The organism is Sulfurimonas gotlandica GD1 (assembly GCF_000242915.1).
Lineage (GTDB): Bacteria > Campylobacterota > Campylobacteria > Campylobacterales > Sulfurimonadaceae > Sulfurimonas > Sulfurimonas gotlandica.
The window spans coordinates 1305109-1320022 of sequence record NZ_AFRZ01000001.1; the positions used below are offsets into that span (position 1 = coordinate 1305109).

Below are 14914 nucleotides of genomic sequence, written 5' to 3' on the forward strand. Positions count from 1 at the left end.
GAAAAAAATTAAGGAACTTTATTATGGCCGGTATTCATTTTCAATTTGAAGATTTTAAACAACTTCTTCGTTTAAATATAGGTATAGCAGACAGACTTGATGAAAATCGCGCTGAGAGTTTTACAATATTGTATTGTGATTTGAGTGAAGTAGAAGATGAGAAAATCACTAGAGCCCTACAAAAAATACTTAGAACTTCCGATACTATAGCCAATCATGAGACAGACTATTTCTTTGTTCTTCCATACACAGATAAGTATGGTGCAGACATTGTTAAAAAACTGTTTGATAAATTTTTTAACAAGTTCCTAAACTCTTTTTTAATCAGCTACCCGGTAGATGGAGAGAGTGGTGATGAACTGACAGAAATTCTGCAAACTAGTGTTAAACACTTTTGTAAAAAAGATTTAGACTACTTAGATTTACTAAAGTAGTCTTTAGAATTTTTGTAAAACTCTATCGCATCTGATATTTTCTGCTCTTTATAAATCTTTTTATCACATACTAACCTACATTTTATTTTTGGATTGTTCGCAGCTTTTTCATTCTCAATAGTTTTTTTTGTTTCATAAGCCGATAGCTCAAAACTATTTGATTCTGGAGATTCAAATGGACTAAATGCCAATAGCAGTGCTGGGAAAAAAGTAAAAAGCAGTTTATTCATAGGCACAATATCGACGTAGTCCGAAATATATTTAATCCATTATATGAAATATATTGGAATAGTTAATGCTTTATTATATAAAAACTGCCTATTTTAGGCTATATAAGGAGCTCAAGATGATTTCATTAGAAACAAAGACTGATGCGACACCATCTTCACCTCTCGGTTTGTCAACTCCTGAGAAAGAGCCAACACTTTCCTTCTCCCAACTCCTAAAAGGGGCAGGCAAAAAAGATGACAAAGTTATCCAAAATGGTGCTTTAGTCCTATCACTTGGCAATGAAAAAGATGTAAAGTCTAATGTAATAACATCTTCAAAAACAGATACTCTTCTATCGCTTTTAAAAGGTAAAGACGCAAAAGAGGGTGACTCTATAAAGGTACTACAAGAGCCACTTGAACTAAACCCTAAAATCACACAAAATATGACTCCAAAAGAGATAAAAGCTTTAATCTCAGATGCAAAACAATATTTAAAGTCAAAAATTTTAGACAGTGATGCATATAAACAATCACAAATAAAAGAACTTCCAAAAACACTTAAAGGCTTGGCAACTCTAGCAAAAAATTATGGAATTGATATATCTAAAGTAAGTATAGAAGAAGTCCAAATTAAAGCTAGTCAACTCTCTAGTGCAAAAATAGATGTAAAAGCTGATAAAGCAGAAGCTAAGACAGCTCCAGTAGTTTTAAGTAGTGTTAAAGAGAGTGTTAAAGCACCAAAGATAGCTACTGAAACAGGAGTTGTAAAAGCTCAGAGTAAAATACAAGATCAAGAAATAGTAGAAGATAAAAAAATAAATACAAAAAAAGAAGTTGAATCTACAAAACAAACACCACTTTTTAAAGCTCAAAATATAAAAGAGCATACAACTGAGCAGATAGTTACAGCTAGAGAGTTCAAGATTGAAGAAAAAACACCAAAAGAAAAAGCCGATGAAACGCTAAAAATGCTTCTTCGCGGTGATAAACCATCTGTTTCCAGTAGTGGACTAACAGCAGATTTTTCTGTTGCAACAGCAAGAGTTATTGCTCCTAATGCGACTTCAGATGCTTCAAGAAGTCTGGAAAAACTTCTTCATGGAGAGACTTCTAGTGAACATAATAATGGCTCTAATGCAAAACTTGAAAATTCTGCAACTCTAAAAGCTGATAGCTTCGAAGTGAAACTAAATGAAGCTAAGCAGATGATTAAGTATATTTCACAAGATGTGAAAACTGCTATAGAAGATTATAAGTCTCCATTTACTAGAGTAAAAGTTCAACTTAATCCTCAAAAACTTGGAGAAGTTGATTTGACAATTGTTCAAAGAGGTAAAAATTTACATGTTAGTATCAGCTCAAACAACACAGCTATCAATACTCTTTCAATGAATGCAAATGAGTTAAAAGTTCAACTTAGTAATAATGGAATAAATAATGCTACATTAAACTTTAACAGCAGCTCACAAAATGGTGATTCAAACCCTGGTCAACAGCAAAATCGCCAAAATGAAAAAAGAGCTGACGAAGAGTATAACTATTTTGAGAATGAAGAACAAAATGAAGAGGTTTTAAGCTCTTTAGAAATCGTAGTTCCGAACTACGCTTAAAGGATACGACATGGCAATCACATCAACAGGCTTAAATGCCGCAACAAACGTAGATACTGTAGCTTCAACAGCAGCAGTAGATAAAACAGTTTTAGGTAAAGATGACTTTATGACTCTTCTTTTGGTTGAGCTTCAGCATCAAGATCCGACTGAACCTATGGACAGTGAGAAAATTCTAACTCAGACCTCTCAACTAGCAGGTTTGGAGTCAGCAGAAAATACTAACAAAGCGTTAGAAAGCTTAGCAGCTTCTTTATCTGCTTCACAAAACTTTTCATCAATTTCAGCAATTGGTAAAACAGCTGATTTAGGTAGTAATGCTATCGCACATGATGAAGGTACGCCAAGTTCGTTTGAGGTTTATTTTCCACAAGAGATACAAGCAGGTACTTTAGAAATTCTAGATAGTGAAGGTACTATTGTTAGCACTATGAATGTTGATCCAAATCCAGCAGGAACTTATCAGTTTGACTGGGACGGTACTCTTACAAATGGAAATGCCGCTGAAAGCGGAGTGTACTATGTAACTTCTAGTTATACAAATCCAGCTGGAGAAGCACAAACAACAAGAATGGGAACTTATCCTATAGAAGCTGTAAGATTTGAGAATGGTAGTGCACTTGTAAAAGTTGGCTCAAACTATGTTCCATTAGAAAATATAGTAGAAGTTTACTAAAGGATTCATCATGATGACTCAAGCTTTTTATACTGGAATATCCGGTCTTAAGTCTAACCAGGGCGGTATAAATATTATAACGGATAATCTGGCAAATATTTCAACAGTAGGTTTTCGTGGATATAACACAGAATTTGCTTCTATGTTTGAAGATAATTTAAATACTACATCTAAGAACTCTGCTACAAGTAGTACTATTGGTGCCGGTGTTAAGCTTCAAGCTGCTACTATGAATAGAGATCAAGGTGTAATTCAAATTTCAGATAAAAGTACAGATTTAGCAATAGTTGGAAATGGCTGGTTTGGTATTCAAGGTGAGAAAGATACTATGTATACTAGAGGAGGTAATTTTACTTTTGATAGAGATAGTGATCTTATTACTCAAGATGGATTCTACGTTTTAGGTACAATGGGTGCTAATATTCAAGATGATGTACTAACTGGTATTTTAGATGAGGTTAAACTTGGGGATGTTAAATCTCAAGAAAAGCTTCGTTTTCCTCAAACTTTAACTTATCCATCAGTAGCATCAACAACAGCAAAATTTCTTGGTAACATCGGTACTGATGATGAAGCTAGAACTATAGGCGCGGGAGTTATTGATGGACTTAATAATAGAAATCACTTAAGACTATCTTTTACAAAAGTAGTTCCACAAGTTTTACCTGGCAGTCAGTGGGATGTAACAGCAACAACACAAACTCTTGATGGAACTACTATTTATGATACACAAACAGGTGGTGCAAGCTTTGATTCTAGAGGAGCTTTAATCTCTACTACACTAACAAGTATTGATAACAACGGTTCTCCTGTCGCAATAGATTTGGGAAGTGGTTTTGATGGTGTTGTAGCTATTTCTAATATTCCTATTAGTGCTTCTAGTTTAGCAGATGGTACACAAGGTGGGGATTTAGAAGGCTATAGTGTAAATAAAAATGCAGAAGTAATTGCTACATTTACGAACGGTCTACAAAGCAGTGTTGGAAAAATAGCAGTTTATCATTTTAGAAATGAGCAGGGACTTGATCGCGCAAGTGGAGCTAGATTTTTTGAAGGTAAAAATAGCGGAAGCCCACTTTTTTATCAAGATTCTAGTGGAGAAAATATTATAGGTACAGATATATTGAATTTTCACCTTGAGGGTTCAAACGTTCAAATGACAACAGGATTGACGGATCTAATTATTTTTCAAAGAGCATATGATGCAAATTCTAAGTCTATAACAACGGCAGACCAGATGATGCAAAAAGCACTACAAATGGATGCCTAGAGCATCCACCCTTACCTCTCAACTAACACAACTAACTAACAAACACAATCTTTTCAATACTCTTAAAAGTTGGAACACTAAATGCTATTTATCTATACTATAAGATAAAAAAGGATTTACGATGTTAAAATCACTTTTCTCCGGTGTATCCGGACTACAATCGCACCAAGTTGCGATGGATGTAGAGTCAAATAATATTGCGAATGTTAATACAACAGGTTTCAAATACTCTCGTGCAAATTTTTCAGACCTTTTAGCTCAAACAAAAGCAATCGCTACCGCTCCTCAAGGTGCACTTGGTGGTAAAAATCCAGTTCAAGTTGGACTAGGTTCCACTATTAGCTCAATGACTCGTATATTCTCACAAGGTTCAGTTCAGAACTCTGATAAAAATACGGATGTTGCAATCCAAGGAGATGGTTTTTATATCGTTTCTCCAGACGGTGGTAATACTTACAAATACACTCGTGCGGGTGACTTTAAGTTTGATGCAGGTGGAAACTTCGTTGATAACAATGGATTTGTTACTCAAGGATGGTTAAGAGATCCTATTTCTGGAAAAGTTGATTCAACTGCCCCAATTACTGATATTAATATTCCTCCAGGATTAACGACTCCGGCGAGTGCGAGTCAAGAGGTTGTTTTAAAGGCAAACTTAAACTCTGGTCCTAACGTTGAGAGTTTTTCTCCTGCTTATGAGATTAAAACAGGAACAACAAATGTACAACCTGCTGCAATTGACGCAAATGGAAATGCAATTTCAGCCGGTAATATTGGTGTAATGTTTAACGAAGTTGGAGAAGCTTTTTCTCTGCAACAAGATCAAGGTGTCTGGGTTTCATTTCTAAGCTCTAGTTTAACAGCAGGTACAGTTATTGCAAATACAGCTATGGATATAACTTTTAACATAGACCCAGAACTAGGTATAGCAGGTAATGCAGTTAATATCACAGCAGCGGCAGGAGCAACAGTAGCAGAGACGGCTAATAATTATGTATCTGCTATCAATGCTCAAACTGCTATCACCGGTATTACAGCATCTGTTGATGCTTCTCAGGTTATAACTTTAATAAATAATAATGGATCATCATCTGCTTCTCATAATATAAACCTTGCCACAGTTACTTCTGGTTCAGGCTTGGCAACAGGAACTAGTACTACAGCACATAGATACCAGTACAATACATCTTCTGCTGCAAGTCTTGCTGGTGGTGATAAAACTTTTACATCTATGGCTGATTTAAGAAAATGGATGGAAGACGAAGCTAACAATCAGGGTGGTGCTACTAACGGTATTACTATTGCAGTTAATGATGCAGGAAAATTTGTCATTCAAAATCCAAACAGTGGCGTAGATGATTATGATATGAATCTAAAAGTTACAGCATATACTAATAAGACATCCGGGTCTGTTGTAACTTCAAACACTCGCTTTACTAGAAATATGGAAGCGATGAACTCAGTTTTACCAAAAGCTAGTGGTGGTCAAGCATTTTCACAAAGTTTTAATGCGGCTACTCACTCAAGCTCTATTGATATTTTTGATTCACTTGGTTCTAAGCATACACTTAGAATGGAGTTTAGAAAAACTGCACTTGATACATCAACTGGTAGTTCATGGGCTATGCTCGTAAGTGTTCCAGCACCTGCAACAATTGATACAACTGCCCCGTTGGATGAAAAAACTGGTTCTATCCGTTTTAATAATGATGGTTCATTAGCAACTTATAATCCGCCAAATATCTCTTTCTCAGGAAACAATGGTTCTGCACCAGATCAGCAAGTATCACTTAGTTTTGGTACTGCAAATTCATTTGATGGTATGACAAGTTTTGACAGTACATCTTCTACATCAGGAATAAGTCAAGATGGCTATACTGGTGGAGATTTAGTTGGTATTAGAATCGATCAGAGTGGTACTTTAGTTGGTTCATTCTCGAATGGTAGATCATTTGGTCTTGCTCAAATTGGTATGGCTAAGTTTACAAATAATGAGGGTCTATCAGTTGAGGGTGGAAATATCTTTATTCAAACTGCCAACTCTGGTGACCCGATTATCGGTACAGCTGCAACAGCTGGTCGTGGATTTATTCAGGCAGCAGCTCTAGAGGCTTCAAATGTTGACTTGTCACGTGCGCTTACTCAGCTGATTATTATTCAAAGAGGTTTCCAGGCAAATGGTAAAACAATTACCACGTCTGACCAACTACTTCAGACACTGATTGGACTTAAAAACTAATATAGGTTTTTAATCCATATCCTCTTCCCACGCTGTGCGTGGGGATTCTTTCAACAAATAATTTTTTCGATATAATTCCTTTAATATTTCACAAGGAATTTTTATGCAATTCTCCGCTCCATTAAAATCAAACTCAAAAAAAGTAATGTTACTAGGTTCAGGTGAACTTGGAAAAGAAGTAGCTATCGAAGCTCAAAGATTAGGTCTTGAAGTCGTAGCCGTTGACAGATACCAAAATGCACCCGCTCATCACGTTGCTCACCGCTCGTATGTTGTAAATATGCAAGATAAAGATGCTCTTTTAGAGATTATTTACCGTGAAAAACCTGATTACATTTTACCTGAGATTGAAGCTATTTCTATAGATGCTTTATTTGCAGCTGAAGATAAAGGTTATAACGTAATACCAAACGCGAGTGCAGTTAGTAAGACTATGAACCGTAAAAATATTCGTACATTCGCAGCAGAAGTTCTTGGACTTAAAACTGGTCCTTATGAGTTTGTAACTACTGAAGATGGACTTAGAGAAGCATCTAAGCGAATGGGTTATCCTTGTGTTATCAAGCCTGTTATGAGTTCTTCTGGTCATGGACAAAGCGTGTTGAAGTGTGAAGAAGATGTTCCTAAGTCTTGGGAAATTGCAAAAGAAGCTCGTGGAGATGCTAGTGAGTTAATCGTTGAAGCATTTGTTGATTTTGATTATGAGATTACAATGCTTACAGCTAGAAACGGAAAAGAAACAGTTTATTGTGAGCCAATTGGTCATGAGCAAAGAGATGGTGACTATGTTTTCTCATGGCAACCAATGCAGATGAGCGAAATCGCAAAACAAAAATCACAAGAGATGGCTAAAACTATAACTGATGGTCTTGGCGGTCGCGGTCTTTTTGGAGTTGAACTATTCATCAAAGGGGACGATGTTTATTTCTCAGAAGTAAGCCCACGTCCACATGATACCGGAATGGTTACTCTTATTACTCAGTCTCAAAGTGAATTTGCTCTGCATCTACGCGCTGTGCTTGGTCTCCCTTTAGGTTTTACATTTTATGGTGATGGCGCATCTGCAGCTTTTAAATCAGAAAAGCATAACTTCGCTCCTGTAGTTGATGTTGATGAGAGCCTCTTTAGTGATAACTCTTTTGTGAGAGTTTTCTCAAAACCAGAATCTCACAAAGGGAGAAGACTTGCAGTAGCACTTGTGTTTGATAAAGTTGAAAGTGCTTTGGAAAAAGCTCGTGAACTGATTAAAAAAGTAAGTGACGCATAAGTGATAAGAACTAAAGTTCAATGCAGGGAGGCACTAAATGCCGAGTCGTAAGATTGTTTTATTAGATGCGCTTACTTTTGGAGATACGGACTTAAGTTCATTTGAGAGTTTAGGTGATGTTGAAGTTTATCAAACTACATCTCCAGGTGAGGTTCTAGAACGCATAACAGACGCAGATGTTATAGTAACAAACAAAGTAGTTATAGATGATAAGCTTATGGAATCTGCTACGAGTCTAAAACTTATCTGTATTGCTGCTACAGGCATGAACAATATTGACCTAGAAGCTGCGAAAAAGCGAAATATTGAAGTTAGAAATGTAGCTGGATATTCAACTGACTCAGTTATTCAACATACTTTTTCAATGCTTTTTTATCTAATGGCTCACTCTAGATATTATGATGAGTATGTAAAAAGTGGAGCATATTCAAAAAGTCCAGTTTTTACAGATGTGTCAAAATCATTTTTTCAGATCAAAGGTAAAAAGTGGGGAATCATAGGTCTTGGTTCAATCGGTCGTGGTGTTGCAAATATAGCTTCTGCATTTGGCGCGGAAGTTTCTTACTACTCAACTAGTGGAGTAAATAGAACTGAGGACTATCAACGTGCCAGTATAGATGAACTTTTAAAGAGTTGCGATATCATCTCTATTCATGCACCGCTAAACGAGAAAACTAACAATCTTTTAGACTATGAACAGTTGTTAACTTGTAAAGATGGAGCCATAGTTTTAAACCTAGGACGAGGTGGAATCATCAATGAAGACGCTATTGCAAAGATTATTGATGAGAAAAATATATCTTTTGGTTTAGATGTTTTAAATCACGAACCAATGCTCCCTAATCATCCACTATCAAGTGTGAAGAACAAAGATAATCTTTATATTACTCCTCATATCGCTTGGGCATCAGTTGAAGCTAGAGATACTCTTATCGCATCAGTTGTTGAGAATATTTCATCACTGAATTAGCTCTTTTCTTCTCTGCATTCCTTGCAGCTACAATCTTTCCTTTTTCATCTGAAGTAGCATTTGTTGCTGCTTTGGCAAATGATATGCCTGTTTTAAATGCAATGGTTTTTGCATCAAGCGGGAATGTGTTAGCTATCATAGTAAACTACTGGCTAGGGTTCTGGCTTTATGAGAAAACTAAAAACAAACTTTCATCTTCAAAAACCGGAACAAAGAGTTTAGAGTATGGACATAAGCATGGATATTTTATACTTTTGTTTACATGGCTTCCTGTCATAGGAGACCCGCTAACACTAGTTGCAGGTGTTCTTAGACTCAAGTTTGTTTGGTTTCTTATAGTAGCCGGTAGCCTAAGAATTGCAAGGTATTACTTTCTAACTCTTGTGGTATAATAAATATCATGAAAGCTCTTTTACTATTAGTAATCTTTATATTTACTCTCCTCAGTGCAGCCGAAAAGCCATCAGAGAAAGTATCTCTGCAACTTATGTGGTTAGATCAGTTCCAATTTGCCGGATACTACATGGCAAAAGAAAAAGGTTTCTATAAAGAAGTTGACTTAGATGTTGATATAAAAAAGTTCAAATATAGCATGGACTCGGTTGAAGAAGTTCTAAATGGAAGAGCTACTTATGGTATCGGTCGTTCAGGTCTCATCAAATCACGTTCTGAAGGTAAAAAGATAGTGCTTTTATCTGCTATTTTTCAATCCTCTCCTTTTATGTTAGTTAGTCTAGCATCCTCAAATATTAACAGTGTAAAAGACTTTGCAACCAAAAGACTAATGCTTACAAAGGATGCAGTTGAATCTGCATCTATTCGTGCAATGATAATGTCAAGCGGTGCAGATGAAAGTGAGATGATTTTTAAAGAACATAATTTTGACTTTGAAGAGCTACTCGATGGAAGTGTTGACCTTTATGCTGGATATACTTCAAATGAGATATATATATTAGAAAAAAGAGGCATACCATATAAGATTTTTTCCCCAAAAAATGAAGGTTTTGATTTTTACAGTGACATACTCTTCACCTCAGAAAAAGAGTTTCAAGTTAACCCTCAAAGAGTAGAGAAGTTTAAAAAAGCTTCACTAAAAGGTTGGGAATATGCTTTTGACAATATTGATGAAACAGTTAAATTAATACATAAAAAATATAACCCACAAAACAAGACTATAGATGCACTTCTCTTTGAAGCGATAGAGTTGAAAAAACTTGCCTACACAGATGAGAGTAAACTTGGAGATATTAGTGAAAAAAAAATACTAAGAATCTTTGATGTATACAAGATTATGGGACTTGCAAAAAATACTATTGACGTCCATGAGTTGGTAATTTATAATAGTTCAAATGTTATTAGTGCAAAAGAGCAACAGTATTTAAAAAGTAAAAAAGAGATAAGGATATGTGTGTTGCCTTCATATTTGCCATATAGTGGCATTGAAGATGATAAATATGTCGGAATAGGTGCAGGAGTGCTCGAGATTGTAAGCAAACATATACCCGTTCCATTTAAGCTTGTAAAAACTAAATCATGGAAAGAATCAATTGAAAAAGCAAAAAATAGAGAGTGTGATTTACTTCCTGTTATGCAAGCTACTCCTTCTAGGGGGGAGTATTTTAAATTTACAGATGCCTACTATGAAGATCCGTTAGTCGTTGTAACTAACAAATCTCAAAACTACATACTAGATATAAAAACTGTTTTGGATAAAGAGTTTTCTGTTGTCTCCGGAGTCTCTTTTATAGAAGTTTTACGAGATAAATATCCAGGAATTAAACTAAATGTAGTTCCTTCCAGAAAAGAAGGTATTTTAGGTGTTAAGAATGGAAAATATTATGGACATATTGACCTAATGATGGCAGCTGCATACTATATGCAACATTACTCTAGTGTTGATTTGAAAATATCTGGACAGTTTGAAGATAATGTTAAAATCAGTTTTGGTATTAGAAATGATGATGAAATGCTATTTGAAATATTTGAAAAAATTGTAAAAAATTTAAAGCCTAGTGATGTTCAAAAAGTTTTAAATGAATGGGTTTCCATAAACTATACAAATGGTTCAAACTATGAGTATATAAAAAAAATATTTATCCTTATGTTTGTCTTGACAGCTGTATTTTTATATAGACAGTACCTTTTAAACAAGAAAAACCAAGAGTTGGAGAAACTACAGGGTGAGTTGGTAGAGTTAAATAAATCTCTTGAGTCTAAGATTGCAGATGCAGTTAGTGAGATAGTAAAAAAAGATGCCTATCTTCTTCATCAGTCTCGTTTGGCTCAAATGGGTGAGATGCTAAGTATGATTGCTCATCAGTGGAAACAACCACTTAGTTCCATATCTGCAATGCAGATAGCTATAAGGATGGCATTGGAGCTTGAAAAGTATGATTTAAATAACGAGAAGCAAAGAGCAGAATTTATAGAGTTTTTGCATCAAAAGCTAGATAAGATTGGTGCGAATACTCAGAATTTAAGTCAGATAATCTCAGATTTCAGTGATTTCTATAAACCAAATAAAAAATCAGAAGTTATGCTTTTAGATAATGTGATTATTAAATCATGCAACCTCGTTCAAGACAATATGGATGTAAACAGCATCAGAATGTCTTTGGATTTACACTCTGAGTTATTACTAAGACTTCATGAAAATGAGTTTATGCAAGTGATACTGAATATTTTAAGTAACGCAAAAGATCAGTTGCTAAATAAAAATATAGAAAATGCACGTATTAAACTTAGAAGCTTTGATAAAGACAAGAGCGCTATTTTAGAGATTAGTGATAATGCAGGTGGAATTGATGAATCGATAATCTCACATATATTTGACCCATATTTTTCTACAAAATTAGAAAAAAATGGTACAGGATTAGGACTATATATGTCAAAAAACATCATAGAGGACTATCATAATGGTAGTATTAGTGTTAAAAATGATAAAGATGGTGCAGTCTTTGTTATAAAAATTCAATCTGAAGAGATATAGATGCTAAAGTTACTCATTATTCATATATTATGCACAGTAATATTTGCAATTGATGATATTACACCAATCCCTCTAAGTATAGAGTATGATAAACAAAAAGCTGAGCTTGGAAAGAAAATATTTTTTGATCCAATCATATCAAAAGATGGAACTATCTCGTGCTCTACATGTCATAACCTCCCAGGTGGTGGAGCAAACAATACTCCATACTCATTTGGCGTAGACTCACAAGAGGGTATTATAAATTCTCCAACAGTTCTCAACGCAGTGTTTAATTTTGCACAGTTTTGGGATGGAAGAGAGCGAAATCTTAAAGATCAATCTAGAGGACCTATAACAAATTCTCTTGAAATGGCTACAACGATGGAAGATGCCCTCAATAAGTTAAATAACTCATCATATAAAAAAGAGTTTTTTCAAATCTATAGAACAAGAGCAACAGAGGAAAACCTTATGGAGGTTATTGCTGAGTTTGAAAAAGCCTTAATTACTCCAAACTCAAGATTTGATAAATATCTTAGAGGTGATAGAAAAGCTTTAAATGAACAAGAAAAAAGAGGTTATGAGAGCTTTAAATCAGTCGGTTGCATAAGTTGTCACAATGGAGTGAATATAGGCGGAAATATGTACCAAAAACTTGGTGTTATACTTCCCTATAAACAAGATAAACCATCAAATGGAAGATATGATATAACTAAAAGAGAACGTGATAGAAATGTATTTAAAGTACCGACATTGCGTAATATAGAACTAACAGCACCTTATTTTCATGATGGAAGAGTAAAAACCTTAAAAGATGCAATCTTTGAGATGAGAGAGCATCAGCTTGGACTGGAATCAGACAAAGAAAACTTAGATGATATAGAGGCATTTCTTAGAACTTTAACGGGTGAGATGCCCTCTATTTTAAATGAGAAAAAGCAATGAAAAAATATATAATCATTGTACCTATATTTCTTATACTCCTTGGTGTAATCATTTTCTATTTAGTTAGGTGGAATGAGATAAAAGCTACAACAGACAAGAGTGCTACAATTAAAGAGTTGTCCTACGAGCTTGAGATACAAAATCAAAAACATAAATTGCTACTTAGCAGAGTCACTTTAGAAGTTAATTATGATGCGATTATTGCATCTGGCAGATCTTTTAGAAGTGCTTTAGAAAAATATACTACGATTCTGAGTCGTAGTAATGATGAAGTTCTAAAAAAATTAGCAGCAAAGATAGTAACAAAAAGTAAGAGATTGGAATATGTATATGAAGATATAAAGTCTGATACTGCGCTAATAAAAAACTCAAAAATGTGGTTATCAAAGAGTTATAAAAAATATTTAAAAGATATCAAAACATCCAAAGAGATTACGCCTGAGTTAATGAGATATATCTTTAATATTGTGAATGCAAACAATATCTATCAATTAGAAGAATTAGAGCCTCTTGATATAGATAGTAAAATTTTTAATCAAGATAAGTTGAGAGTACATTTAAACTTACTATATGCAAAGAGAAAAAGCCTTATAGAGTTAAATACAGAGCTTATAGAAAATGATATATATATTGATTTAGATGAAGTAACTTCCTATGTAAATGATGTAATTGAAGAACTAAAAAAAGAGACTTCATCAATAGTAAAAGCTCTACTAATGAGCACCCTGTTTTTAATTATATTTGGTCTGATAGTATATGTAAAAGAGGTTTTAACCAGACAAGAGGCAGATAATCTTAAAAAAGAACTACAACAGTTTGTTGATGCCTTAAATGAGAGTGCTGTAGTCTCAAAAAGTGACACTCAAGGTCTAATCACATTTGTGAATGATAAGTTTTGTGAGATATCCGGATATTCAAGAGAAGAGTTGATTGGTCAGGGTCATAATATTATCCGTCACCCGGATATGCCAGCAGAACTCTTTAAAGAGTTATGGAAAACTATTAGAAATAAAAAGATCTTCAAAGCGACGATTAAAAACTGTAAGAAATCCGGTGAAGCTTACTATGTCGATAGTGTAATTGTTCCTATGTTAGATGTTAATAATGAGATAGTTGAGTATTTAGCCGTTAGGTATGAAGTTACAGAGCTTATTAATAGTAGAGATGAAGCTCTGATGGCAGAAAAAGCTAAAGATGAGTTTTTATCAAATATGTCTCATGAGCTTCGTACCCCACTAAATGCTATAAATGGCTTTTCCAGTCTTTTAAAAAGACAGATAAAAGATGAAAAACAATCAAAGTATATAGAGCATATACTTGAGAGTTCTTCACAGCTTATAGGTTTAATAAATGATATTTTAGACCTTTCTAAGTTACAAAGTGGAAAGTTTATCTTAGATTATCATAGATTTGAGCCTTACTCAAATATATATTCCTTAGTCGAGCGTTTTAGCCCAAACATAGAAACTGCAAGCCTCAATCTTGTTTTAGATTTAGATGATAGTTTAAAAATAGTTGCTAATGGAGATTGGCTTAGAATCTCCCAAATCATTACAAACCTCTTATCAAACGCTATAAAGTTTACTCCAGCAGGTGGTGAAGTGCGTCTGAGTGCGAACCATAACGATGATAATCTAAGAATCATAGTCAGTGATAATGGCTTAGGTATAAGTAAAGAGGTTCAAGAAAAAATATTTATGCCTTTTGAGCAAGCTGATAGTTCAACAACCAGAAAATTTGGTGGAACAGGCTTAGGACTTAGTATTGTCTCTAATTTACTAAAACAAATGGATGCCCAGATAAAGCTTGAGAGTGAAGATGGAAATGGTAGTACATTTGAGTTAAATATACCGATCAAAGAGTATGAAAATAAGGGTGAAAGCAAGAGTGAAAAGGTAGCGAGTATACAAGAGTCAAAAAGTATATTAAACGGGCATATCTTAGTAGCAGAAGATAACATAACAAACCAGTTGCTTATAGGTGTTTTGTTAGATGAGCTCGGATTAACATACAAGATGGCTAATGATGGTGTGGAAGCAGTTGAAATGTTTGGCAAAGAAGAGTATGACTTGGTCTTAATGGATGAGAATATGCCAAAGTTAAGTGGAGTGCTGGCAATGAATAAAATACGCAGTCTTTACAAGACAGATGTTCCTATAGTATCACTAACTGCAAATGTTATGAGTGGAGACAAAGAGAAATTTTTGAGAGCGGGCATGGATGGATATCTAGCAAAACCAATTGATAATAATGAACTATATGAAGTTTTACAATCTTTCTTAAGCCACAAAGAGTAGAATTTGGAAATTTTTTGATTAAT

12 protein-coding genes are annotated in these 14914 nt (G+C 34.5%); 11 read left to right on the forward strand and 1 reads right to left on the reverse strand.

Translation table 11 applies throughout. From position 1 onward, the window contains the following. Positions 1 to 23: 23 nt before the first annotated feature. Entirely contained in the window at positions 24 to 434 is a 411-nt protein-coding gene (locus tag SMGD1_RS06435; protein WP_008335973.1) for a hypothetical protein, read from the forward strand. On the opposite strand, the gene SMGD1_RS06440 is transcribed toward SMGD1_RS06435, so the two are convergent. Further along, positions 413 to 664, reverse strand: coding sequence for a hypothetical protein (locus SMGD1_RS06440; RefSeq protein WP_008340940.1), 252 nt, complete (start codon positions 662 to 664; stop codon positions 413 to 415). The genes SMGD1_RS06435 and SMGD1_RS06440 overlap by 22 nt on opposite strands. A 116-nt stretch (positions 665 to 780) precedes the next feature. On the opposite strand from SMGD1_RS06440, the gene SMGD1_RS06445 reads away from it, so the two are divergent. The 10 genes from SMGD1_RS06445 (at position 781) to SMGD1_RS06490 (ending at position 14891) form a co-directional block, all read left to right on the forward strand. After that, complete coding sequence (locus SMGD1_RS06445) at positions 781 to 2256, forward strand: flagellar hook-length control protein FliK (protein WP_008335098.1); 1476 nt, start codon at positions 781 to 783, stop codon at positions 2254 to 2256. Positions 2257 to 2266: 10 nt separating this feature from the next. Then, positions 2267 to 2932, forward strand: coding sequence for a flagellar hook capping FlgD N-terminal domain-containing protein (locus SMGD1_RS06450; protein WP_008335517.1), 666 nt, complete (start codon positions 2267 to 2269; stop codon positions 2930 to 2932). A gap of 10 nt (positions 2933 to 2942) precedes the next feature. Beyond that, a complete protein-coding gene (locus tag SMGD1_RS06455; RefSeq protein ID WP_008335300.1) occupies positions 2943 to 4202 on the forward strand; it encodes a flagellar hook-basal body complex protein in 1260 nt (419 codons plus the stop codon). A 121-nt stretch (positions 4203 to 4323) separates the two neighbouring features. Then, positions 4324 to 6441 carry a flagellar hook protein FlgE gene (gene flgE / locus SMGD1_RS06460; RefSeq protein WP_008336590.1) on the forward strand — a complete coding sequence of 706 codons (2118 nt, stop codon included), beginning with the start codon at positions 4324 to 4326 and terminating at the stop codon, positions 6439 to 6441. A gap of 103 nt (positions 6442 to 6544) precedes the next feature. Then, the gene (gene purT, locus SMGD1_RS06465; protein WP_008336727.1) at positions 6545 to 7708 is read left to right on the forward strand and encodes a formate-dependent phosphoribosylglycinamide formyltransferase; all 1164 of its coding nucleotides are present in this window, start codon (positions 6545 to 6547) and stop codon (positions 7706 to 7708) included. A gap of 37 nt (positions 7709 to 7745) precedes the next feature. After that, positions 7746 to 8678 (forward strand): D-2-hydroxyacid dehydrogenase, encoded by a 933-nt coding sequence (locus tag SMGD1_RS06470; protein WP_008336924.1) that lies wholly within the window; start codon positions 7746 to 7748, stop codon positions 8676 to 8678. A 32-nt stretch (positions 8679 to 8710) separates the two neighbouring features. Beyond that, on the forward strand, positions 8711 to 9070 hold the full coding sequence (locus SMGD1_RS06475) for a YqaA family protein (protein ID WP_262823908.1): 360 nt from the start codon (positions 8711 to 8713) through the stop codon (positions 9068 to 9070). A gap of 8 nt (positions 9071 to 9078) precedes the next feature. Then, on the forward strand, positions 9079 to 11667 hold the full coding sequence (locus tag SMGD1_RS06480) for an ABC transporter substrate-binding protein (RefSeq protein ID WP_008335125.1): 2589 nt from the start codon (positions 9079 to 9081) through the stop codon (positions 11665 to 11667). Then, entirely contained in the window at positions 11668 to 12594 is a 927-nt protein-coding gene (locus SMGD1_RS06485; protein WP_008340948.1) for a cytochrome-c peroxidase, read from the forward strand. Then, complete coding sequence (locus SMGD1_RS06490) at positions 12591 to 14891, forward strand: ATP-binding protein (protein WP_008336998.1); 2301 nt, start codon at positions 12591 to 12593, stop codon at positions 14889 to 14891. The genes SMGD1_RS06485 and SMGD1_RS06490 overlap by 4 nt, the downstream gene beginning before the upstream one ends. Positions 14892 to 14914 lie beyond the last annotated feature (23 nt).